The sequence below is a fragment of the Bacillus xiamenensis genome (genome assembly GCF_001857925.1).
Taxonomy (GTDB): domain Bacteria; phylum Bacillota; class Bacilli; order Bacillales; family Bacillaceae; genus Bacillus; species Bacillus xiamenensis.
In genome coordinates, this window is sequence record NZ_CP017786.1 from 2,339,442 (window position 1) to 2,361,520 (window position 22,079).

The following is a 22,079-nucleotide window of genomic DNA, read 5'->3' on the forward strand; positions in this document are numbered from 1 at the left end:
AAGAAGCAAAAAGAAAGGCTAGATTAGAGAGATTTTACAAAAGATGGCGATTAGCCCGCTTCGCTGTTTCCGCAGTAAAGCACTTTTGTTGGATTGTTGGATTTCTGTGGAACATATTCAATTAGAATATGTGAGATTCATCTAAAATAGCTTTTGCCGGTTAAAGACTAAACATCAAAGAGTGGCCATTTTCGTTAGAACCGGATATGTGGATTCTCCTACCTAACTTCCACATATTATTACAAGACAACAGGCTTGTATCTAACCGGGAGAAATTTGAGCCACTATTATTTATATCCAAAATTTAAGCAAATATGCTAACTTAAATAAAAAAAAGAAGCAGGCTCCTACCCCCGCTTCTTTTTTTTCACTTAAAAACCAAGAATTTCAGATACAAGGATTGTTCCGTTTGATCTGAACAAGAAAGAATTTAAAACCGGTTATTTGAAGTAACAGAGTACGTTTAACAATGGATCTTAATTAACGACTTAATTAAAAAATGTGGTTAAACGTTCTTTGAACTATTTAAAACTTTTGTACGCATTAAACTGCATCAAGCAATCTTCAAGTCGTACTCTGCACAAATTCATAATAGCATTTTTGAATTAATTGTCAAGGACATATAATTAATAATAAAAATTTGTTTGAATTTCTAAATTGTGATTAATTTTAAAATGCAATACTTATGTGTGTTCATTAATTTTAATGAGCTGTTCAAAATTGACCGAGTTGTTTTTTAGTAATCAGGTTTAAAATAGAATGGGATTGGCATCATTTTGGCATCAAAAACTTAAAAATATTGTTTTATTCTACTCGGTTAATAATAAACAAAACATTGAATAGTCAACGTATCTAATGAATATTACAAACATACAAAATCAATCTAATAGACTCCCACCGTCTCCATCAAAACTTCTAGAATGCAGTCGTATCAATGTGGCTTGAAGTATATTTTTGCCGCTTAGGCAAAGATATACTTCAATTTACTTCTCGTAAACATATATTTCAATTTATAAATATTATTACATCTGTAAATCATATATTAAAAGAGAGACGATAGTTTTCGTCTCTCTTTTTACTATTTAGCCTGTTCGTAGGTATTGTTGACTTTTAGAAGTTTTTAGATGCATCCTTTTATATAGGGATTCAACCTATCTTTAGGAATGGAGAACATCAAAAAGAGCACAAATCCAAAAGAATACAAAGCCCGGGACATAAGAATCCAAAGCGGGACCAAGTAGGAGAGAGGAAAAGCGAAAAAAATTAACAGTCTATCTATTATTTTAGTGAGTAGGTTGTACTATTTACATCTGTAATTTTCTATTCTTTTTAATACCTACTATACGAGCGTTAAGAAGGTGTATCTTTTATTTATTTTGAATTAGCACACTTTAGAATTATGTGGATTAACATGGGAAAATATGTAACAATAGAATAGAGAATATTAATAAGGGAGATGTAATACTTGGGAGTAATGATAAAAGAGATACGGCTTAGGAACTACAGGTCGTATAAATCTGCAGACATTAATTTATCGGATAACTGTGTGTTGATCGGAGCAAATAACGTAGGGAAAACTACCCTTTTACAAGCAGTACAGCTTGCTTTTATAAGGGGAATCAGGGTTAGTGATGAAGATATTTATGTGGAATCTAATGAAGTATTACCTAGAAATAGAAAGGCAATCATTGACGTTTTACTCTGTCCAACTGAGAAAAATGATGAAGAGACCTATGAGTTTGACGAAAAGTGGCTTGATCATTTAGGGGAGTTAAGAAGTGAGGACCCTGTGACATTAAACCAATTTTTTGCTATGAGAGTACTAATTTCCTTTAATCCATTAAAAGGTGAATATGATATTGAAAAAAAGGCACTTATTGACTGGCCGGCCAGTGAAGCGGTAGAAACATATAAAGACTACAAGAGAAGTCGAATAACGGAGAAAGTTCTTCAAGCGCTTCCGGTATTCTACATGGATGCTAAAAGGGATATATCTGTAGAAATGAAAGATAGGAATTCCTACTGGGGGAGATTAGTAAGAGATGTTGGATTAGATAGTGATGAAATTGAGAATATTGAAGATACCTTAGATAGAATCAATAACGAGATTACTATGAAGAGCCCAATTTTAAAACATTTAACAGACAATCTTAGTAAAATCTCAAGAACAGTAAATACGCAAGACTCCAGTATAAAAATAAACCCAGTATCCAGAAAAGTTAGGGACTTAAATAGAGGGATTGATTTGACATTTAAAGATGATTATTCAGAAAGATTTCCTATTTCAAGCCATGGTATGGGCACAAGAAGCTGGATTACGTTTTTAACAGTGGTAGCGTATATCTCATGGAGAACTGATGAAATGAGTAAGGAAGAAGTTCCTTACCACCCTATTATATTGTTAGAAGAACCAGAAGCGCATCTACACCCTCAAGCTCAAAGAAAAATATATCAACAAATTAATAGTTTATCTGGTCAAAAGATTGTCAGTACACATTCTCCTATGATAGTTGGGCAAGTGGATATTAAAAATATAAGACACATATCAAAAGTCAATGGATTCTCTTCGATTAACTCTGTTAATATTGACAACTTAGACCAGAAAGAGCTTAGAAAAATTAAATTAGAAATATTTAAATCCAGGGGAGATTTACTTTTTGCTAATGCAATGATTCTCTGTGAAGGAGAAACAGAAGAGCAGGCTTTACCAGCCTTTTTTAGAGAATATTTCGGCTGCGAGGCTTTTGAAGCAGGAATCAATATTATAAGTGTAGGAGGCAGTGGTGAAAAGTATCAGCCTTTTTTGAGAATCGCTAAGGATTTAAAAATCAAGGCATATGTGTTCAGTGATGGGGAAGAACAAACGGTAAGGAGTCTCGAAAAAGTCATTGAAAAGGTTTATGGAAAAGAAGAAGGGCAAGCGATTCGCCCTAGGGTTAAGTTTTTACCGGACGGAAATGATTTTGAGAAATATTTAATAGAGACAGGCTATAATAAAGAAGTATCTCTAGCTATGGATGAAATACAGGGAGAAGGATTCTTGGATAGATATATTGAATTAAAGGATAAGAGTGCCACTAAACCAAGAAAAACTAAAGAAATCTGTGGAAAATGTAATCAGAATATTTTCAAAAGTTCATCACGAGACTATAGTGATGAAGAAGGAAGAAAGCAAGCATTACTTGATTGTATTCATGATAACAAGACAGCTTATTCTTCTATAATTGCAGATGTCATAATAGAAAACAGAGAAGTAGATAGAATACCTCCAATGATCGAAGAGTTACTTATGAATATAAATGATGATCTTAAAATCAAAGAAGCAGAGGAGGTAACAAATATAAAATGGCATTCCCTTTAACTGATAGACAACTTGAAATCGTTAAACATGTTAATGGAGCTCTTCTTGTTATTGCGGGGCCTGGAAGCGGTAAAACCCGTGTTTTAACTGAAAGAATAACAAATCTAATGAATATAGGTAAAAAGAAGATATTAGCACTTACTTTTAGTAACAAGGCTGCTGAGGAAATATCTGAAAGAATTGAACAAACCATAGATGATGAATTAAATGATAACGTCCTTGTTGGAACTATCCATAGTTTTTGTCTTGATGTTGTAATGAATCGGGGGAACTTAATAGGGTTGCCAAGTGGCTTAGTCTTATTTGAGGCAGAATCAGATAAACTAGAAATTATGAAAAGAGTAGCGAATGAAATACCAGAGTTAAGAGCTGGTGGTAAAGGAAATGTACTAAAAAAATATTTAACACAAATCAGTAACTATAAGCAAAACTTCATTTCTCCTGAAGTATTATTGGATTCAATTGATGAAAATGAAGTTAAATTTGCTAAAGTATACGAGGCTTATAATAATATGATGCTCTCACAAAGAGCCCTAGATTTTGATGATATCCTTTTTTACGCTTATAGAATTTTCGTTGAAAGACCACAAATTGCAAAAACTTATACAAGGCTATATAAGTATATTTTTGTAGATGAGGCTCAAGATTTAAATGAAGCTCAATATAAAGTTATACGAGCGTTATGTAAAGACTTTGAAAATCTTATGATGGTTGGAGATCCAGCGCAATCAATTTATGGTTTTAATGGCTCGGATAGTGATTTTATGACAAATGATTTTATAAAAGATTTTTGTCCGACCGAATTTAAATTGGTCGAGAATTTTAGATCTACTAGAAAAATTATAGATGCTGCTAAAAAACTCCAAGCGGATGTCGATAGTAGTGCAGTTTATCCGCTTGAGGGTGAATTAATGGTTCGTAAGTTTAATAATGAACAACAGGAGGCATCGTGGATACTAAGTAAGATTCATAATTTAATTACTAACGGGAATGAATGGATCGATACCAAAATAAACTATGAGAACATTGCTGTAATAGCAAGGAATAGATATGTATTATCTATAGTAAAAGAAACTTTGGAATCGGATAATATTCCAGTTAATCAAGGGGCTATATCTAGAAGTATTGAAAGTGAATCACTTGCGATAAAGATATTTGAAGCGGGATTAAGAGTTATCATTAATCCTTATGACAATGTTCATTTTAATCAAATCCTTGGGCTGGTAAAGTATAAAGATGAATATCGTTCTTCTGTTGAAGTTAGTTATTTAGAAATGTTGCTTGAGGTGGACAGTGATAGGGTTGGTCTTGCAGATAATGCAATTTTTAAAAGTGTTAAACTAGCATGGAAGATTTTACTAGAGGACGAAGAAAAATTTTCTAAAGCGTTAAATATTATAGCCGAGTATTTAGTGAAAAATGATGTTACGCATGAAGAATCAGTAGAAGAAGAGCAATACTTAATCCAAAAAGATATAGAAATGTGGAGAGAGCACTGGAAAAAGTACTGTAGTCAATCTGTTACTGGACAAAGAAACTTGTCACATTTTAGAAATCAAGTATCTCTAGGTAAGACACAAACACATGATAATTCAGGTGTCTCATTATTGACAGTTCATATGTCAAAAGGGTTAGAGTATGATGTAGTATTTTTAGTGGGTATGAATGAAGGAACTTTTCCTGATTATAGAGCTAATAGCGTTAAGGAGTTAAATGAGGAGCTAAATAATATGTTCGTAGCACTCACTAGAGCAAGAAGGGTTTGTTATGTAACGTATCCTCAATATAAACTCATGCCATGGGGAAGTATAAAGTACCAATACCCGTCTAGATTTATAAAGAAAATGGATATAGAGAATTACGTATGATGATTTGAATCAAATTTTTTCTAAAGGTATATTTTTGTAATCATATACTTGCCTAGAGTGAAAAAATAGCCGATTAGAGATAAGAATTCAACTCCTTATCTTTAATTTTTATTGAGTTTACTTATTAGACAGATTTCAATGTAAACATATCAACACTTTGGCAATAATATGCCTCTCTACTTGGCAAAGATATGGTTCAATGTCACAATCAAGGTTTTGAAACTTTTGATACTGTTATGGTATATTTTTTTAACGATTGCTTACACTTAAGGATTAGTTGATAATTCTTTTTATTTCTTTATAAATGTCACATATTTCAATAAAAAATGACGCTATTTTCAGTGTCTTTTTTTTATTCTATAATCTAAATTTCTATTCATATTCAGATGCTTATTTATAGGTATTAAGGACGTTATGCCTAATTCTATAGAGTCTAATTTTTAAAAAAAGTTTCAATTTTAACAGTCATTCTTTTTTACAATTAGTTCATTATCGACTTTAACTAGTTTCGCAGAGACAGAGTCAGATAATGAGAAACAGCCCGTTTTAGAGGGAGTTTTAGTCTGTGAAACAGTAGAGGGCATAAATTCAAAAGATGTTCGATTGAGTAAGAAGGTTTTATCTGAGGATTTCGATCTTGAAGAAGAGGTTAAAAATATGCTGTCAATAGATGAAATGACGAAAGATGAGAAGCAACTTTTTAATAAAATAGTAGAAGAACAAACAGAGCTTTCAAATGTAAATGAGAAGGAAATATTTAAACAAGAATTAACAAATTTCTTTGATAAATATTCTGATACATATAATGATTTGACTGCAGCACGCACAAAAAGAGTTAGTGGAGGGAATAAATGATGCAACACTAGAAGAAAATGATGATTTTGCATTTGCTAAAGATGTATTTGTTTCTTCTTTTGGGGTGAAAGAAATTCAAGCTGCTAAAAAGAAAAAATCATCAGGTATAAAGGTCGGTGTCTCTGTTAGATTTGCAGGTGCAGTTTTCAATGCAGTGATTGGTTTTGCTGTTGGGGGTGGTGTAGGTGTTATACAATCATTTATTATTAAAAAAGGTAAAGCGGAAGCTAAAAGAATATTTACTAAAACTGTGACAAGTAGATTAAAGGCGTGGGGAGCTAAAAAATTAGCGATCTCTATTGGTGTTGCTGTTGCAATTGCTTTAATTATTTGGATATCGGAACTCAAATTGCTAAACAGTTAGATAAGAGGGATAAGCACCCTAATAATGGTTGGGTAGATATATATTAGGAGGAATGTTGTGAAGAGGATGATGAAGTATGCTGTGATGATTTTATTTATGAGTGTATTTTTGTATTATTACAATATGTTTGTACCTAAAAATGTTCTGTTCATTTTCATTGCATTTCCAATTTGTTTTGTTGCTATAAGCATGATTGATAAGTTATTTACGAATAAGTGATTATCAGAATGATTTGTATCGTTATATCATTCTATCGGCCAATTAGAGTGACCTTTAAATATGTTGACAGTTTCCATGCGACGATTTCATTGTTATATAGATCTTGTATAGCTGAAAGATAATAGAATTGATGCTGGCAAGCGATATAGGTAATATCAGTCACATATAACTGATTGAATTGATTGGTTTTAAATTTTCGGTTTAATCTATTTGGATGGATAACTGAAGCTTGTCTTCCGAAATACCGACGCTTTTTTCGAATGATTGATTGATTGGATCGTCATCTCTTTCATCAACCTGTAGACAAGCTTATGGTTGATGTGAAATCCTTCTTTCTTTAAAGTGATTGTCACCCGAGGATAGCCATAGAAGGGTCTTGAATGATGAATGGCCATGATGTGTTCTTTTAGGGTTTGTTATTTCAGCTGTCGTTCCATTCGAATCTTTTAATTCTTACGCCATTTATAGTACCCCGATCGTGATACTTTGTCGATACAGACGAGCCATGTCAACGGAAAAAAGCTTTTTAATTTGTGAACAGTTTCAAACCGCACATTCTTTAAAATCCGTCCTCCCCGTGAAGATTTGGGTAACGCTTTTTTAAGTATTCTACCTGTGCCTTTAAGTAATCTCTCTCTTCTCTACACTTTTAAATATGGACTTAGGACGACCCCTAAACGGATTGACTGATGTACCTCTTTGATCTTCAAAAGATTGTCCCTCACGATATTTTCTGACCCAACTTTTTAACTGAGTGGAACTTCTAATACCTAATTCTTCAGATAATGACTGATAACTTTTGTTTCCTTCTTCATACATTTTGACAGCTTTTTTTTAAATTCTTTCGAATCATGTTGAAATTGTTGTCCTTTTCTCACCATAAAAAATCCCCTTGTGCTTTTTACACTATCTATAGTCCTGTTTTTAGGGATAATTTTTAAAAAAAATAAAAAAAGACTCTAAGCATGAGTGCCTAAAGTCTTTAATATCTTTGCTGAATTTATGATAGCTTCATTAGAAGGTTCATTAAATACCCTTACAGTAATTGAGACAGGTTTCTTTTTAGAAGTTTTTTTCGCCATTATGCCAGTTCCCCTTAATATGAATGTTAAAGGCTAAATAAACTAAGCCCTTACAAACAGGCACTTGCAAATAACGACTGGAATAGGACATTCACATATAAACTTTTAAAAATCTTTTTAAAATACCCTGATTTTAGGGGGGCTGTCATGTACCTAATAGTAGGGAAATCCTTAGAGGGTTTCCAACGGATTAGAATAGACATGTCTCCTGTAGCTAAGGTGAGGCTTTATGCCTTGCCTTTTTTATTTGGCTTTCAAGTTCCTATTTTAGGAACTAAAAAAAATTAGTGAGGTGAAAACGATGTATACAGTTAATTCTCGATTACCGTACAACATGGAATATGACCACAGGTATATCAAATACATTAGACACGCTAGAAATAAAACTCAGGGAGAATTTAGTTATTTTATGGGTGTTGATCAAAGTACAATAGCAAAGTTAGAAAAAGGACTGTTAGACTTTACGCCTTATTACCATGAGAAATTAAAAGACGCTATCAAGCGTTTACGGATTAGTAATATTGAACTCATGTCTATCAGAAATATCATTGAACAAAAGGAAAGGCGGGGTTACAAGTAATGCTAATTGTCACATTACTGTTAGCTATAGAAGTGGCTATGTCTGCTAAAGGGCTTGTGGTGTTAAAAGAAAAGGAAATGGTTACACAAAATACAGCTATTAACGGAGGTATGGAAGCATGGCAAAAATAAAAGTAAAGGAACTATTTACAGAAGCTAAGAAGGTTGTGGAGGAATATAAAGCAAAGGCTGAGGAATTAGCTGAACAAGAAAAAGAACTAAAAGCTGATCTTGAAGCATTACAACAAGAAATGACAATGAATATGCTTGAACAGGAAAATGCCCCTGTTTCTGAACGTGTTTATTTAAAGATTAGAAACAAAGAGATCGTTTCTAAAGCTGAAATTATAGATACTCTTTTGGAGGAACTAGAGGAAGAACGTACAGCATTAAAGCTAGAATATGTTCCTAAATATCGTGAAGCATTAGGCAAAGCAGATATTCAAGAATATAACGCAACAAAGATAGCTGAAAAATATCGCTATTTAATGCTTAAAGAGATCAGTGAAATTGGTAGACAAATGCAAGAACAATATCGTGAAATTGCCCCTGAAATTGACGAGGTATTTCAGGATAAAGGCGTACTGGAACAGTACCCACGTTTAGCCTACGCATACACTTACGAGAACTATGTACCTTCATTTAGCTGGTTTGAGAACAGTGTTGTTTCTAAGAATGAAGTATTCTCTGCTTGTCGTGGTAACTTGCCACATGGACTAAAAGAACCTAAAGAAATGGACGTGGAATAAATGAATTTAGCTAGTATTGTTAAACAAGAAATCTTATCAGAATTAAAAAAAGGAAATACGGAAGTTTTGAAAGGACTTCCCCCTGTACTAACTATGCAATATGGACTAGCTTTACAAAATGAAGCTAGTAACTATACAGAAAAATCTCCTATCAATGATAAGGCTGTTGGTGAAGCTATGCTTAGTCGTATGGCTGATAGTGGTGTTAAGGAACGTCTTATTAAAGAGATTGAAGCAAAAGAAAAAGAACGTGCTGAAAAGGTTGAACAAGCTAAACAAATTACAAAAGAGGTCACTGGCGAATAATCGCTGATGATCTTTTTATTTAAGGAGAAATAGATCAATGGCATATTACGAAAAAGACGAACAGGAAACTGTTATGATATACGAACCTTCAACTCGGCTATGGGATATTTACACCACTGTTCCTAAGCATATCAATAGGTTAAAAAACGAGGCTATAGCGTCAAATTCTCATATGGAAACTGACAGTGAAGGTAAAACCATTGCCTTACGTGTAAAGGTTGAAAAATTGCCTTCTAGCTACACTTTTAACAGGTAAATGGAGGACTAACATAATGAATAGAACAGAATTTGAAGCTAAATTAAATGAGGTTTATAAAGGTGCTGTAAAGCCTTTGACAAGCTATGTAAGTGAACATGCTACATTAGTCTTTCAGTGTGATAAATGTGGGCTGAAATTCTTTGGTAAACCTAACCACATGATAGGCAAGGAACACCAGCAACATAAATGTAATTATCCTTATGGCGACATAAATGGTGAGAGGTTTCAAATTGTTAGTTCATCAAGGAATAAGAGGAAAAAGAATTCGTCTAAAGCCACTAGCGAACGATTTTATGAAATGGTTATCAATGATTACACACCAAAAGAAATAGCTAAAGAGTTAGATATACCACTTGTGCTTGTTATGGATTACTTTAATAAAGAGGGGCTGATCTAATGGCACAGTATACTAATGATCGGTACACTAACTTTATGAACCTTCCTACAACTGACGAGGGTAGCAAAAAAGCCATTTATTTTTATGTAAAGCCCACTGTTCAAAACTGTAAAGCCATTTTTGCAGACGGTTCTGTTTACTGGCAGAAAATGATCTTTAATGATAAGTTCCTACGAATTAAATCTGAGGAAAATAAACTATACTTGGATGAACAATGCACTATTTTAGCAGATGTTACTAGAACAGAAAAAATAAAGGAATGTAAAAGATTGGGGCTGATCTAAGCCCTATCTTTTTTGTGCCTAAAAAGTTTTGAAAAAATCTCCCAAAATTTTTTCTCGCTGCTAAGCATATTTTAAACCCCCAAAACCTTAAGGACACCCCTACCGTTCTGATAGCTTATCTAATCTCTTGTTAAGATCACTAAACTGTAGCCTCATTTCGTTTCTAAAGTCATTCATATCATTTCTAAAGTCATTTAGTTTAGTTTGAATTAACGTTACCTTTTCTAGTATCTCGTCTACAGTTTCAGGTTTCATAGGTTTATCACTCAATCTATACGCCTCCTATTTCTAAATTATAAGGTAAGTACCTATGTAGGAAAAGTTAATTGCGTTAGAATTGCTTGTAGGAACACCCACTATTTACCATAAAAAGTTTTGAAAATATGGTGTATATTTTGCAACCACCAGACCAGCCCTATACACATGCCCCTTCCCCTGTATAGACCCCCTATGCCTTGCTGTATCTGTCTTTGTGGCTTACCTTATATCCCTGCTGATAGGATAGATTACTATTCATTGTTTTGTTCTTTTCTTTTCTATTTATTGTTTCTTCATTCGTTTTGTCTGTTGTCTTGTTGTTCGCATTTTCTCGCTGTTCTCTTTGCCTTTGCTGTTGCCTCTATTCTGTGGGCTGTGCTGTGCCTTCCAGTTGCCCTTCTATCCTGATAAGTACTATATAGGGCTTATATGCGGTGTCACTGGGGCTATATATTTAACACCCTTTCCCCCTATTATTAGACCCTGTACACCCCTTTATTTTGATTGACACTTTTGATAGACCGCCACCCCTTATTCTTGCGTTGCTGTTAGTGATCAATCAATAATGATGGGTTTTGATTGACTATGTAAAAAAAATTATACCTTTACTGTTGGAGACTTTGGAGGGCATTTTCAATCATATTATTCTTTTCAATTAGTTCCTCTTGTTGTTTAATTACAGTTTCATTTAATCTAAAAATTTCTTTTTTAAATTCCTCTATCTTACCTGAATTTTCGTATGTAAATCTAATACATTCTCTTAAAAGATCAGCCTGATAAAGTTTACCTAAAGATTGCTTCTTGTATTTTTCCATTAGTTCATCAAACTTCTGCTTTTCTTCTATATCTAGATTACAATTTACATTAAATATCTTTTGCATAAACCCACAAAACACTTCCATTCCTATCATTTACAAGTAAATTTATCAGATCCACAAAGTAATGTAAATATTTTTATTTACAACAATAAATTTAATGTGATAAGATAAAATCTTTGCCTCATTTTAAGTTAGTTTATTTCAACGAAAATTACCTTACCTTAACTTTTAAAAATACAGTCTACAAAGGTACACCATTGTAGACAGTTTTTATAAATGGCTAAAAATAGTCTATATAATTTAAAAATAAACCTTTATATACGTCTAAAATTAAATTGACCTTTATGGACGAAAAGTATATAGTTAAACTATCAAACAATATTAACGGTGGTTATCAACTATGACAGAAATTAACTTTGGCTATATTCGAGTATCAACTAAGGAACAGAATTTAGACCGTCAATATGAGGCTTTAAAGGGCTATGTAACTGATGAAAGATATATCTATTCAGACAAGGCAAGCGGTAAGGATATGGATCGTGAGGGCTTTCAGAACCTACTTAAAGCTATGAGAAAAGGTGACACTCTTTACATAAAATCTATTGACCGGTTAGGACGTAACAAACACCAAATAAAGACCTATTTAGAACAGTTCAAGAATGAGGGCATTAGAGTGAAGATCATAGACCTTCCAACAACTATGCAAGACGTTCCAGCAGGGCAAGAATGGGTTATAGATATGATTAACAATATTATTATCGAGGTTTATACTTCAATGGCTGAACAGGAACGTGAGACTATTAAGCAGCGACAAGCGGAAGGAATTGCTGTGGCAAAGACTAAAGGTAAACATTTAGGTAGACCGTCTTTAGAATTGCCTAAGGAATGGACTAAGCTATACAAACAGTGGAAAGCTGGGGAAATTACAGCTGTGACATTTATGGAAGCTATTGAAATGAAAAAGGCAACATTCTATAAAAAGGTGAAGGAATACGAGGCGACACTATAACAGGTGTTAGCCTCTTTTTTTATCCAATAATTTTAAACTTATATTAGACAGAAAATAAAACAGATATTGTTGACTTCAAAAATAAAACCTAAATATAAACAACCTTACTTCAAATTTAATACATTTGAGAATTATATAAGAGATTATTTTTCTACTAAATTATTCTGTTTCAGTTGACTTAATCTTATGGTTGACTTATGATGAACATAAGTTGTCCATAAGCAATATAAAGGAGAGTAAATTTACTATGGAAGAAAAAAACCTATATAGTTCCTACTATACTAAGTCTGAATACATAACAGATTATATGGTGAAAATGTTGGACTTAAATGAAAATCATTTGGTACTTGAACCTTCTGCTGGTGATGGTGTTTTCATAGACGCTATATTAAAGAAACACCCTATGACAGACATTACAGCATATGACTTAAACCCAGAAGCGATAAAAGTCCTAAATGCTAAATATAGCAATAATGAAAACATTCAGATTATAGAATCTGATACATTACTTGACCTAGACCTCGATATGAAAGTATTTATGAATGGTTATTATGACAGGGTTATCGGGAATCCCCCCTACGGTGCATGGCAAGATTACGACAAACGTGCCAATTTAAAAAATATCTATAAAGGGTTCTATGTTAAAGAAACTTATGCATTGTTTCTTCTACGCTGTATTTCGTTATTAAAGGAAAATGGGAAATTAACTTTTATCATTCCCGATACCTTTTTAAACCTTCATATGCATAATAAATTAAGAGAGTACATCTTGCTGAATACAAAAATACATGAAATCCTAATGTTTCCTTCTAAGTTTTTCCCTGGTGTTAATTTTGGGTACTCTAATTTAACCATAATAACTGTGGAAAAAACAGATAAGGAACACGCTTTAAACAATACTGTAAGGATTATTAGTGATTTAAAGAAGGTATCTGATATTGAAGATATTACCAATAAAACCAATTTAGAAAAATATAATGTTGTGGATATTCCACAAAGGGAAATCTTTGAATCAGTAGATATGGCGTTTTTAATAAAAGCTGGAAGTGAAATAAGGAACCTAATTAACAATCCCAAAATGACATTAGGTGATGTTGCAGATTGTGTAACTGGAATCTATACAGGCAATAATAAAGCTTATTTTAAAGCATTAAATTCACAGGTTAAAAACCCAACAAAATGTGACGTTGTTGATGAAAATAAAATCGAATATGATTATCTTAAATACGATAACTTACTTGAAGGAATTGAGGGTGAAAAACACTTTATCCCTGTAACTAAAGGAAATGCAGAAATGTACCATAGAAAAAATGAATGGTTTATTGATTGGAGTAAAGAAGCTTTACATCATTATAAGACTGATAAAAAAGCACGATTACAAAATTCAAGATACTATTTCAGAAAAGGTATTGCAGTGCCGATGGTTAAATCGAGAAAAATTAAAGCTAATTTAATAAACAATCAAGTTTTTGATCAATCAGTTGTTGGGATCTTCCCAAAAGAAGAAAAATATCTGTATTATCTTTTAGCTTTACTAAACTCCGATATAGTAAACACTATAATACAAACGATTAACCATACGGCAAATAATTCTGCAAATTACCTTAAAAAAGTGCCTGTTGTTCTTCCATCTAATGAAAAGGAAATCGATCATGTTAATTCATTGGTAGAACAAATGATAAGTCACATAGAAAAAACAAATACAGTTAATAAAGAAATTCAATCAGAAATAAATACAATTTTTAATAAACTATATGCAGCAAAAGAATTACCAACGGAGATATTGGTTTAATCTATTTTCTCTTAGATAGTTGATTGTTTCGATATCTAAATCATTTTCCCAATCAATATTATGTTTAATCCAACTTTTTAAAGGAAAGCCAGTTAGTTCTTCTATCTTATCGTAAGTTTCTTGGCCACAAAAAACATTCCATTGAGTAGAATTTTTTAGGGTTTGAAGATAGTGGTTGTTTTCACTTTCTTCTGCCCTAACCAATAACAAGTTTTCATATGAAGGGTCTAGTTTTTTGTAAATACTTCCAACCATTAACAACCTGTTCGTATTCCCCTTTTCATTTGAGTTAAATCCACTTTTAAAATCAACGTTATATTTAACCCCATCTTTTTCAAAATGAAGATCACTTTCTAATTTGATTTCCCCAGAAGCGATAAGTTCCCACATAAGTTCTAAATATCTGTTTAGTTCTTGGGTTTGTTCCTCTGTAAGAGAAGTTGTTTCAATAAAGGTATTTAAATCAGTTAATAATTGTACCTTTGCTTCATCAAAAGTTGGGGGAATAATATCTGCAATACCTTCTTCTGAGGAATACTTCCAGCAAAGTTTACAAAATGGTTCCCATAGTTCCCCAACTCTCCGAGTGAAGTCCATGTACTCATAGGGTCTCATCCTATTTCTAAACTCAATCATTACAATATAGGAACAATAATATACCATTAAAATTTTGTCTAAACGTTCTTCGTTCGTAAGATCAATATCTTCAACTACAGGCTTAACCAACGCCTCAGTTACTTTTTTTAACTCAGTGTTCATTTTGGTGATCTGAGTTTTCTTACCTTTAATTTCTTCATAAATTCTTGAACCAACTGTACGAAATAACTCTAACAATTCTGGTTTTGTATACTTTAGATTTTCTGCCCCCATGGCTTTTCTCCTCCTCTGTTATAAGTAAAACAGTTCAATAATATCACATTTCCCCATCTTTAACCATGTATTACGATATATCGTAATTGATTTAATAAAATATCAAAGGCGACTATATTTAAAAACATTTTGCAAACCTGTTTTGCTGTTTAATAAAATTGAATGGATTAAAACTGGTGAAATAGAAATTATTGTGTCTTTGGTTGATCTTAGAAAAAATTAAACCTATTTATAAACATAACGCAATACTAAACAGCGTGGTCATTAAGGAAGATACTAACCAACAAGTTTACTAAGAAATAACTAGGATACGCTTTAATGCAGTTAGAAGGGCATAGCAATAAAAATAAATTGACTAACACAGGAATAACTATAAGCAACATTATAAGGTCTAAAAGAAATACGACTAGCTAAGACTGGTTTTCTTTTTTTCCTATTTTAAGAACTATCCTTCTAATTTTTTTAAAAGGGGCTATTGTGCTTATTTCATAACTGTGATCACTATTACTTTCACTAAATATCGTAAAAGCGTGACATTACTAGGATTGTGCATAAAAAAGTTTTGGGGGGTGGTGTCTATAGAGGGCATGGAAGCATAATTTTGACTAAAGCACTTTTCAACTAAAAACAGCAAACCATTTCCATTTTTATCAACCCGAACCATTTACATTAGTGAGGAAAAATATTAGAATAATAGATAACTTTGGAAAAGAATTGGGTTCTGCTTCGGCGGTAATCCGACCCATTCTAAAGGGTGAAACAAATGGAAATCAAATTCTCTTTTGAGATAAAGGTTTCAAGTGAGGTTATCGGGCTGGCAACGGTTTTGATTAACCTTGCGGTGGAACTGCTTAGCCTATAATGGGCTAGGCTTTTTCACTTTTTAGGGGCATTTTTTTAAGCTTGTGATTAACCCTCCTTAGAAACTCAGTAATATCAAGGGGCTTTAATTCGTTAAAATAACATGTGATCAACAATTATAAAAGCCCTTATTTTTCAAGGCTTCATTCCATCTAATAATCACAAGTAAAGTCACAACGGTGTGATTAACAATTGATTTAATAATCCCTATTCGGCTGATTAACAATGCAGCTAAAAATCCACTCAGGTTCTAAGCACCAACTTTTTTATAAATGTGTCTAAATCGTGAACGTGATAAACTCAGTTGTATCAAGGGTTTCAGCTTTTTACAAAAAATTACTAAAAATATTTTTTAAAACTGCCTGTAAAGTGAGGTGTTTGCCACCCTATATACTGTAGAAAACTGATAATAAATAATAAATAACTCTATAACAGTAATAAAGATTAAAAGATATACCTCACTTCGTTCGGGTGCTTCGCACCAATACTAAAATAACTAATAAATAATCTAATCTATGATAGCTATGATATAGATAATAAATATAGATTATCTTTAATAGTGCATGGCATGAAGCGTTAGCGGAATGTCATGGCGTAAGCAATATAACCTTATCTAAATTTAATATAACTTATGCCACCATAAACAGTGGCACTAGAATAGATTGACATAGATCAGTATTTCCTTTTCTTTTAGCACCATAGCAGAACAGTAATGTGATTTAGCATCATCTTTTCTTTATCCCTCTAATGGCTTTATGCTGTTAGGGGGTTATTTTTTTTGCATATAAAAAAGGAATAATCAATAGTGATTATCCCTACTTAAAAATTATATTCAAGGTTGGAGTTTCCGCACCTTTTTTATATGACCACAATATTCCGCTTATTAAACCATGTAACAGTCGATTCACCTGTTCATCAGATAGCCCTTCTCCATCTAAGAATTGCCACTTTTCAACCAGGGTTTCAATGTATTTAATTTGTTCCTTTAAGGTGTCAATTTTAGCTGATTTATCTTCCTTCTCTAAAGCCAATATCTCTTCTTCAATCAGCTTGATTTCTTCTTGTCTTTTAGCTTTTCTTTCCCTATATACAACAATGTCAATCTCATCTTCCTCAAAAAGAATATTGATCTTTTCTAATGCCCTTCTAGCCTTATTTAATTGGCTTATCAGCTTTTCTTTCTTGTATTCAGTGTTATCTATCTCTTTACCTTCTTCCAGCGTTTCTAGTGCCTTTAAAAGGCTTTCTTTATGTTGCAACACTTCTTCCTTAATCAAGGCTAAAACAGGATTATAGTAAAAACTTCTATTTCCACACTTACAATGTTTAATGTAATATTTATCAATATGAGGATGATAGTTATTACCCTGCACCTTTCCACAATTCGCACAATAAATTAGGCTAGTTGTTGGATAAACTTTATTCTTACTTCTAGGGGCTTTAAAAGAATATTCATTAACAATTTTATTAGCTGTATTCCATGTTTTTTCGTCAATAATTGCTGGGTGTGCATTATGAACGATTATCCATTCTTCTTTAGGTCTAATTTCACTTGAATGTTTACCAATAGTTTTATTGCTAACTATTGTTCCTTTATAAGCTTCATTGTTAATTATTCTGAGAATGCTGTTATAGTGAAAGGATTTTCCTTCCCTTGTCTTTAACCCCATTTTCTCTAACTGTCTTATAAGGTCTGGTATAGTTGTACCTTTCACTATCTCGGAAAAGATAAACTTAATATCCTCAGCACGATCGTTAGGTACAAGTTTTTTTGTTTTAGGGTCTTTAGTATACCCTAATGGTGCTATACCATTTGTCCAGTGCCCTTGCTTTTGGGCGTATTCTTTTCCCCTTCTCATACGCTTTAATATTTGTTTATATTCACCACTAGCAATTAGGTTAGTTATTCCTAATAATAAACTGTCATCGTCTTTGGTAAGATCGTACATTCGATAAGGTGTGACTATGTAAGTTTCCGTTTCAAACAGTATCCGTTTTATTATACTAGCGTCATATTCGTTTCTTGACAGTCTATCTATGTCCATTACAACCACAGCGTCATAATAATCCTGTTCAATTCGGTCTAACAACTTAACCATTTGTTCACGATTTATGATTGTACTACTAGAAGCCACCTCTTCAAATAACTCATATGACCATTTATTTTGATTACATAATTCAATAAGAGTTTGCCTATGGTTGGCTAATACTTGTTCAATTCCTAAGTTTTCTTCATCACGACTTAAACGCAAATACACTGCTACATGTTTTATATTCTCGTTGTTAAATAGCAATATAATCACCTTCCTGAGGTAATTATATTACGTTATCACCACGTACACAACCAGTTAGAGGGGGTAATATCACATCAGAAGTCTTTTTTATTTGAAAATTAGGAATAATACCTAAATATACCTATTTTTTAACCGATGATAATTTGTAGGGAAATATCACCAGATAATGTTAGGGGGACAATTTAGATAAAAGAAAAAAGTTCGAATAGACCCTACAAAGCATATGATGAAACAGCTAAAGTAGTTGACGAATTAGAAAAGGTCTCAAAGGATAAGGAGTAATTCATAAAAATGAAAACAAACAAAAAGACAATCATTCCAGTATTTCTTTTAGTATTTACATTGATGATGGGTACAGCATGCGGTAAAAATGAATCAGCAAACGGTTCATCATCAAACAAAGCAGCAGCAAAACAAGAAAAAATAGAAAAAATGACTGATAGCGAATATGCATCATGGTATAAGGGATATCTAAAACGGTTTGAAGAAAGAATTATGTCTTTTGTTTTATCGTTGGTTCCTTTAGACGAGGTTTACGATAAAGAATGGGCTAGTGATGTTGAGACAAAGATTGATAGTATGAGAGAATTACTCAACGAAGCCAAAGACAAAGAAGTTAAAGTTCCTGATACGTATAAAAAAGTAAACGAGTACTTGGTGAAAGCGGATGACAAATTTGAATCACTTTTCAAAGATATCTTAAAAGTAATCAAGCGAGATAAAGTCAGTGATGATGATTTAAGTTTCATGAATTCTAGAATGAAAAAAGCTTTAGAAGAAGTGGATAATGCTAAAAAAGAGATGAGTAAAATGAAAGACAATAAAGCAAATGAAAAACAAAAAGATAAATCAAATTCATAATTAAGTAAAGAAAAAGACGTCTGCTTTACAAAGCTCAGTGGGTCTTAAGAATAACGAGTTTAGTTCACAACATAAGAAGGATGCTACATACTGTCATCCTTCTTACTTTTCATGTAAGTTCCTCGAGGAAAACGAACCAACCGAACAAACAAAGGACAAACCACAATCTACGCCATCATCATCAAAAGCCCATCCGACATGATCTCCACAAATGTTGTCTGAATCACATAAACCGCAATCAGCAGCAAATAACTCATTAAAAATAACAGCTCAGATCGTTTCTTCTGAAATGGCTTCTCTAAAAGAATCAGCATAAACAAACCTGCCATGATGATCAAAAAAGTCATTTCCTTTCAAGCCTCCTTTTCATTCATCTCCACATTGTACAGATATTTCACTTGCAACAATATGCTTTATCCTTAAATTAAGTAAGAAGTAATGAATAGATGAGGCGCCATAACTAGTAAAATGACGAACGCTTTCCAAAAAACCGCCAACCAAATCAAAATCACATCTTCCCATTTGAGACGTCCTCATATATAGTAAGATTAGACTAGTTCTAAATAACTGAAATTGGGGCGTTTACATGAATTCGATTGTTTTACATTTTATTGTGATCATGAGTGTTTCTGGCATTCTGTCCGTGATCTTATCAATCATTGCTCATGCAAATCGCCATCGGTATATTGGCTGTCAATTGTTTATGTACATGTCTGCGGCAACTGCGATTTATATTTTTGGGCACACGTTTGAATTGTTGGCACGTACCCCTCAAGAAATCATGTTCTGGGTTAGTTTTCAATACATAGGTCTTCCGTTCATCGCACCGTTCAGCCTCATGATTGTGCTGCAATTTACGGGTTTTTATCAATATATAACAAAGCGCCGCGTGCTTTTCATCTTACTGATTCCCATTCTCACCACCATTATGGTGTTCACCAATTCTTTTCATTCACTTTTTTACCGAAGCATCACGCTGCATACTTTAGACGGGTTTTTACTGGCTGATTTTAGGATTGGGTATTGGTATATCATTCATGGCGTCTATACCTTTGGCTGTTCAATGCTCGCAGTCTTTATGCTGCTTTGGTTTTTACGTGTGACCAAAAAAGAATATTTAAAACAGATTCTGATCCTGCTCGTTGGCATGTTATTGCCGATCACGACCTCTTTTATCTATTTATTAGGTCTCACGCCTTTTCACATTGACCCAGTACCAGTGGTGATGTTTTTAACCAACGCTCTTTATTTATGGGCGATTATGTCCTTTCATCTCTTTAAGTTATCTCCTATTGCGATGGAGCGTGTGTTTGAGCATATGTCAGAAGGCGTTCTCATTTTGGATCGTTACGGAACGCTCATCGATTATAATCCTGCGGCTGCGTCGATTATTCCGGTACTTTCTAAAAAGGGAATCGGCTATAAAATCGAGGATATTTTTTCAGGGGTCAACAAAGAGTCCTCGTTTATTCAGTGGTTGCGTTCTCCGCAGGATCATTCGCATTATGATTTGATGTGGGAAAAAGAGCAGCCCTGCTATTATCATCTGACCGCTTCTTCTCTATTTAATAAGAGAGGTGAGATCGAGGGCAGGCAAATTGTGATCAGTGATGTTACGGAGCAGCGTTTGCTGCAGGAGGAGCTGGAGCGTCGCGCGTATATGGATGGTTTAACGAATATCTTCAATCGTTCTTCTTTCATTGAACGAACACAGATGATATTGGAAGAGGATGCACAGAATACCGCCATTTTACTGTTTGATATTGATTTCTTTAAACAAATCAATGATACGCACGGACATCATATTGGGGACGAGGCACTTCGTCATGTTGTCTCCATTTGTCAGCAGCATTTAAAGGTGGATGATTTATTTGGCCGATATGGTGGAGAAGAGTTTGCCATTTGTCTGCCGCAGCATTCATTTGAAGAGGCATGTCATATCGCAGAACAAATAAGACATTCCTTTGAAGTGAGCTTCTTTCAGGCTGATGAGAAAAAAGTACAAGTGACAGCGAGCTTCGGCATCGCCCATACAGCGAATGATTCCCCTATATTAGAAAAGCTTCTATTCGAGGCGGATCAAGCCTTGTATATGTCAAAACGCCACGGACGTAATCGGATTTATTCATCAACTGGTGAAGACTATATACCACATCAGAGACATGACCTGCCGCCAGCTTCTCATTGACTGTTGTCCTTCATTTAGATATGATAAACATAACATTTGAACGGTTTCCTAAAGGGGAGTAGCTTTTACGGTTTGGTCGTCATTACAGAAACATCCGCTGTTTCTCGGCCATTCCGGCATGAACATGTTAGCCAGACCTTTGCCTATGACACATAAGGCAAAGGTCTGGCTTTTTTTAAGGCCTTTTTGCATCCGTGTGGCAGGGGAGCGGGACAAATGAGTGCTTTTAACACAATAGATGAAAGGATGATGGAGTTTGAAAAAATATGTGATGACTTTCCTATTTTCCGGCACGCTGTTGTTAAGCGGATGTTCCGGCTTGCTTGACCAAGTAAACGATACAACGACGTATGTCACAGAGGCAAATGAGTATGTGACGGATATTCAGCAATTCACAGAGGCATTTCCGCAACTTGCGAAAGAAGCTGTACAAGATGCTGCAAAAAAAGCAGATTTGACGCAGCAGCTTGAATCATTGAAGGCTGACATTCAAGAATTCAATGAACTCACAGCGCCGAAAATAGCGGAAGATCTGCATGCACAAGTCATAGAGAAAAATAAAGTGCTGTCAGAGGAAATTCAAACTTATTTACAGCAATTGAAAACAGACAAATTCGATGCTGCTGCTATATTGGAGGATCAGCAAGGGCTGATCAAGCAGCTCCAGCAGTCCGTCAACCTTTTGCAGGATATTGAACAATTAACAAACTAGGACAAACGCAGCTTACGCAAGGCATATCTTTGTCTTTTCCGGTGGAGATATGCTTTAATTTAGTAAAAGACAAGTTTGATAGAAAAAAGGTGA

Annotated in this window: 22 protein-coding genes and 1 pseudogene; 16 read left to right on the forward strand and 7 right to left on the reverse strand. The window is 33.7% G+C overall.

The window, feature by feature from the left end:
• Positions 1-1,474 precede the first annotated feature (1,474 nt).
• The 4 genes from BK049_RS11845 (at position 1,475) to BK049_RS11860 (ending at position 6,448) form a co-directional block, all read left to right on the forward strand.
• On the forward strand, positions 1,475-3,361 hold the full coding sequence (locus BK049_RS11845; RefSeq protein ID WP_244887396.1) for an ATP-dependent nuclease: 1,887 nt from the start codon (positions 1,475-1,477) through the stop codon (positions 3,359-3,361).
• Complete coding sequence (locus BK049_RS11850) at positions 3,346-5,229, forward strand: ATP-dependent helicase (RefSeq protein WP_071168597.1); 1,884 nt, start codon at positions 3,346-3,348, stop codon at positions 5,227-5,229. Before BK049_RS11845 ends, BK049_RS11850 begins: the two co-directional genes overlap by 16 nt.
• Positions 5,230-5,832: 603 nt before the next feature.
• On the forward strand, positions 5,833-6,084 hold the full coding sequence (locus BK049_RS11855; protein WP_145939412.1) for a hypothetical protein: 252 nt from the start codon (positions 5,833-5,835) through the stop codon (positions 6,082-6,084).
• Entirely contained in the window at positions 6,068-6,448 is a 381-nt protein-coding gene (locus BK049_RS11860) for a hypothetical protein (RefSeq protein ID WP_008358323.1), read from the forward strand. Before BK049_RS11855 ends, BK049_RS11860 begins: the two co-directional genes overlap by 17 nt.
• 425 nt (positions 6,449-6,873) lie before the next feature.
• On the opposite strand, the pseudogene BK049_RS20130 reads toward BK049_RS11860, so the two are convergent.
• The 3 genes and pseudogenes from BK049_RS20130 to BK049_RS19995 all read right to left on the reverse strand — a co-directional run.
• A pseudogene (locus BK049_RS20130) lies at positions 6,874-7,068 on the reverse strand (IS3 family transposase); the annotation flags it as partial.
• Positions 7,069-7,288: 220 nt separating this feature from the next.
• Positions 7,289-7,486, reverse strand: a complete 198-nt coding sequence (locus BK049_RS18930) for a transposase (protein ID WP_234884887.1) — start codon at positions 7,484-7,486, stop codon at positions 7,289-7,291.
• 140 nt (positions 7,487-7,626) lie between these two features.
• A complete protein-coding gene (locus BK049_RS19995; protein ID WP_280513600.1) occupies positions 7,627-7,749 on the reverse strand; it encodes a hypothetical protein in 123 nt (40 codons plus the stop codon).
• A 301-nt stretch (positions 7,750-8,050) separates the two neighbouring features.
• Between BK049_RS19995 and BK049_RS11870 the strand changes: the two genes are divergently transcribed.
• Genes BK049_RS11870 through BK049_RS11895 form a run of 7 tightly spaced genes read left to right on the forward strand, consistent with a single transcriptional unit; the run spans position 8,051 to position 10,323 of the window.
• The gene (locus BK049_RS11870; RefSeq protein ID WP_071168599.1) at positions 8,051-8,329 is read left to right on the forward strand and encodes a helix-turn-helix domain-containing protein; all 279 of its coding nucleotides are present in this window, start codon (positions 8,051-8,053) and stop codon (positions 8,327-8,329) included.
• Positions 8,329-8,460, forward strand: coding sequence for a hypothetical protein (locus tag BK049_RS20000; protein ID WP_280513601.1), 132 nt, complete (start codon positions 8,329-8,331; stop codon positions 8,458-8,460). The genes BK049_RS11870 and BK049_RS20000 overlap by 1 nt, the downstream gene beginning before the upstream one ends.
• On the forward strand, positions 8,448-9,077 hold the full coding sequence (locus tag BK049_RS11875) for a hypothetical protein (protein ID WP_244887346.1): 630 nt from the start codon (positions 8,448-8,450) through the stop codon (positions 9,075-9,077). Before BK049_RS20000 ends, BK049_RS11875 begins: the two co-directional genes overlap by 13 nt.
• Positions 9,078-9,383 carry a hypothetical protein gene (locus tag BK049_RS11880; protein WP_071168600.1) on the forward strand — a complete coding sequence of 102 codons (306 nt, stop codon included), beginning with the start codon at positions 9,078-9,080 and terminating at the stop codon, positions 9,381-9,383.
• Positions 9,384-9,420: 37 nt separating this feature from the next.
• The gene (locus tag BK049_RS11885) at positions 9,421-9,639 is read left to right on the forward strand and encodes a hypothetical protein (RefSeq protein ID WP_071168601.1); all 219 of its coding nucleotides are present in this window, start codon (positions 9,421-9,423) and stop codon (positions 9,637-9,639) included.
• A 16-nt stretch (positions 9,640-9,655) separates the two neighbouring features.
• Complete coding sequence (locus BK049_RS11890) at positions 9,656-10,039, forward strand: adenylate kinase (protein ID WP_071168602.1); 384 nt, start codon at positions 9,656-9,658, stop codon at positions 10,037-10,039.
• Positions 10,039-10,323, forward strand: a complete 285-nt coding sequence (locus tag BK049_RS11895; RefSeq protein WP_071168603.1) for a hypothetical protein — start codon at positions 10,039-10,041, stop codon at positions 10,321-10,323. The genes BK049_RS11890 and BK049_RS11895 overlap by 1 nt, the downstream gene beginning before the upstream one ends.
• Before the next feature lie 863 nt (positions 10,324-11,186).
• Here BK049_RS11895 and BK049_RS11900 read toward each other — a convergent pair.
• Positions 11,187-11,462: a hypothetical protein gene (locus BK049_RS11900; protein ID WP_071168604.1), complete on the reverse strand. Its 276-nt coding sequence runs from the start codon at positions 11,460-11,462 to the stop codon at positions 11,187-11,189.
• Positions 11,463-11,799: 337 nt separating this feature from the next.
• Between BK049_RS11900 and BK049_RS11905 the strand changes: the two genes are divergently transcribed.
• The gene (locus BK049_RS11905; RefSeq protein WP_071168605.1) at positions 11,800-12,408 is read left to right on the forward strand and encodes a recombinase family protein; all 609 of its coding nucleotides are present in this window, start codon (positions 11,800-11,802) and stop codon (positions 12,406-12,408) included.
• 247 nt (positions 12,409-12,655) lie between these two features.
• Positions 12,656-14,200 (forward strand): Eco57I restriction-modification methylase domain-containing protein, encoded by a 1,545-nt coding sequence (locus BK049_RS11910; RefSeq protein WP_083381121.1) that lies wholly within the window; start codon positions 12,656-12,658, stop codon positions 14,198-14,200.
• Here the strand turns inward: BK049_RS11910 and BK049_RS11915 are convergent.
• Positions 14,177-15,070: a hypothetical protein gene (locus BK049_RS11915; protein ID WP_071168606.1), complete on the reverse strand. Its 894-nt coding sequence runs from the start codon at positions 15,068-15,070 to the stop codon at positions 14,177-14,179. The two genes, BK049_RS11910 and BK049_RS11915, sit on opposite strands and share 24 nt — an antisense overlap.
• 1,676 nt (positions 15,071-16,746) lie before the next feature.
• Entirely contained in the window at positions 16,747-18,225 is a 1,479-nt protein-coding gene (locus BK049_RS11920; RefSeq protein WP_071168607.1) for a recombinase family protein, read from the reverse strand.
• A gap of 291 nt (positions 18,226-18,516) precedes the next feature.
• On the opposite strand from BK049_RS11920, the gene BK049_RS11925 reads away from it, so the two are divergent.
• On the forward strand, positions 18,517-19,086 hold the full coding sequence (locus BK049_RS11925) for a hypothetical protein (protein WP_071168608.1): 570 nt from the start codon (positions 18,517-18,519) through the stop codon (positions 19,084-19,086).
• Positions 19,087-19,253: 167 nt separating this feature from the next.
• Here BK049_RS11925 and BK049_RS11930 read toward each other — a convergent pair whose 3' ends face one another.
• Entirely contained in the window at positions 19,254-19,433 is a 180-nt protein-coding gene (locus BK049_RS11930; protein WP_071168609.1) for a hypothetical protein, read from the reverse strand.
• Between the two features lie 239 nt (positions 19,434-19,672).
• Here BK049_RS11930 and BK049_RS11935 point away from each other — a divergent pair, with 239 nt between their 5' ends.
• Positions 19,673-21,274: a histidine kinase N-terminal 7TM domain-containing diguanylate cyclase gene (locus BK049_RS11935; RefSeq protein ID WP_071168610.1), complete on the forward strand. Its 1,602-nt coding sequence runs from the start codon at positions 19,673-19,675 to the stop codon at positions 21,272-21,274.
• Positions 21,275-21,530: 256 nt separating this feature from the next.
• The gene (locus BK049_RS11940; protein WP_071168611.1) at positions 21,531-21,986 is read left to right on the forward strand and encodes a DUF6376 family protein; all 456 of its coding nucleotides are present in this window, start codon (positions 21,531-21,533) and stop codon (positions 21,984-21,986) included.
• Positions 21,987-22,079: the final 93 nt, after the last annotated feature.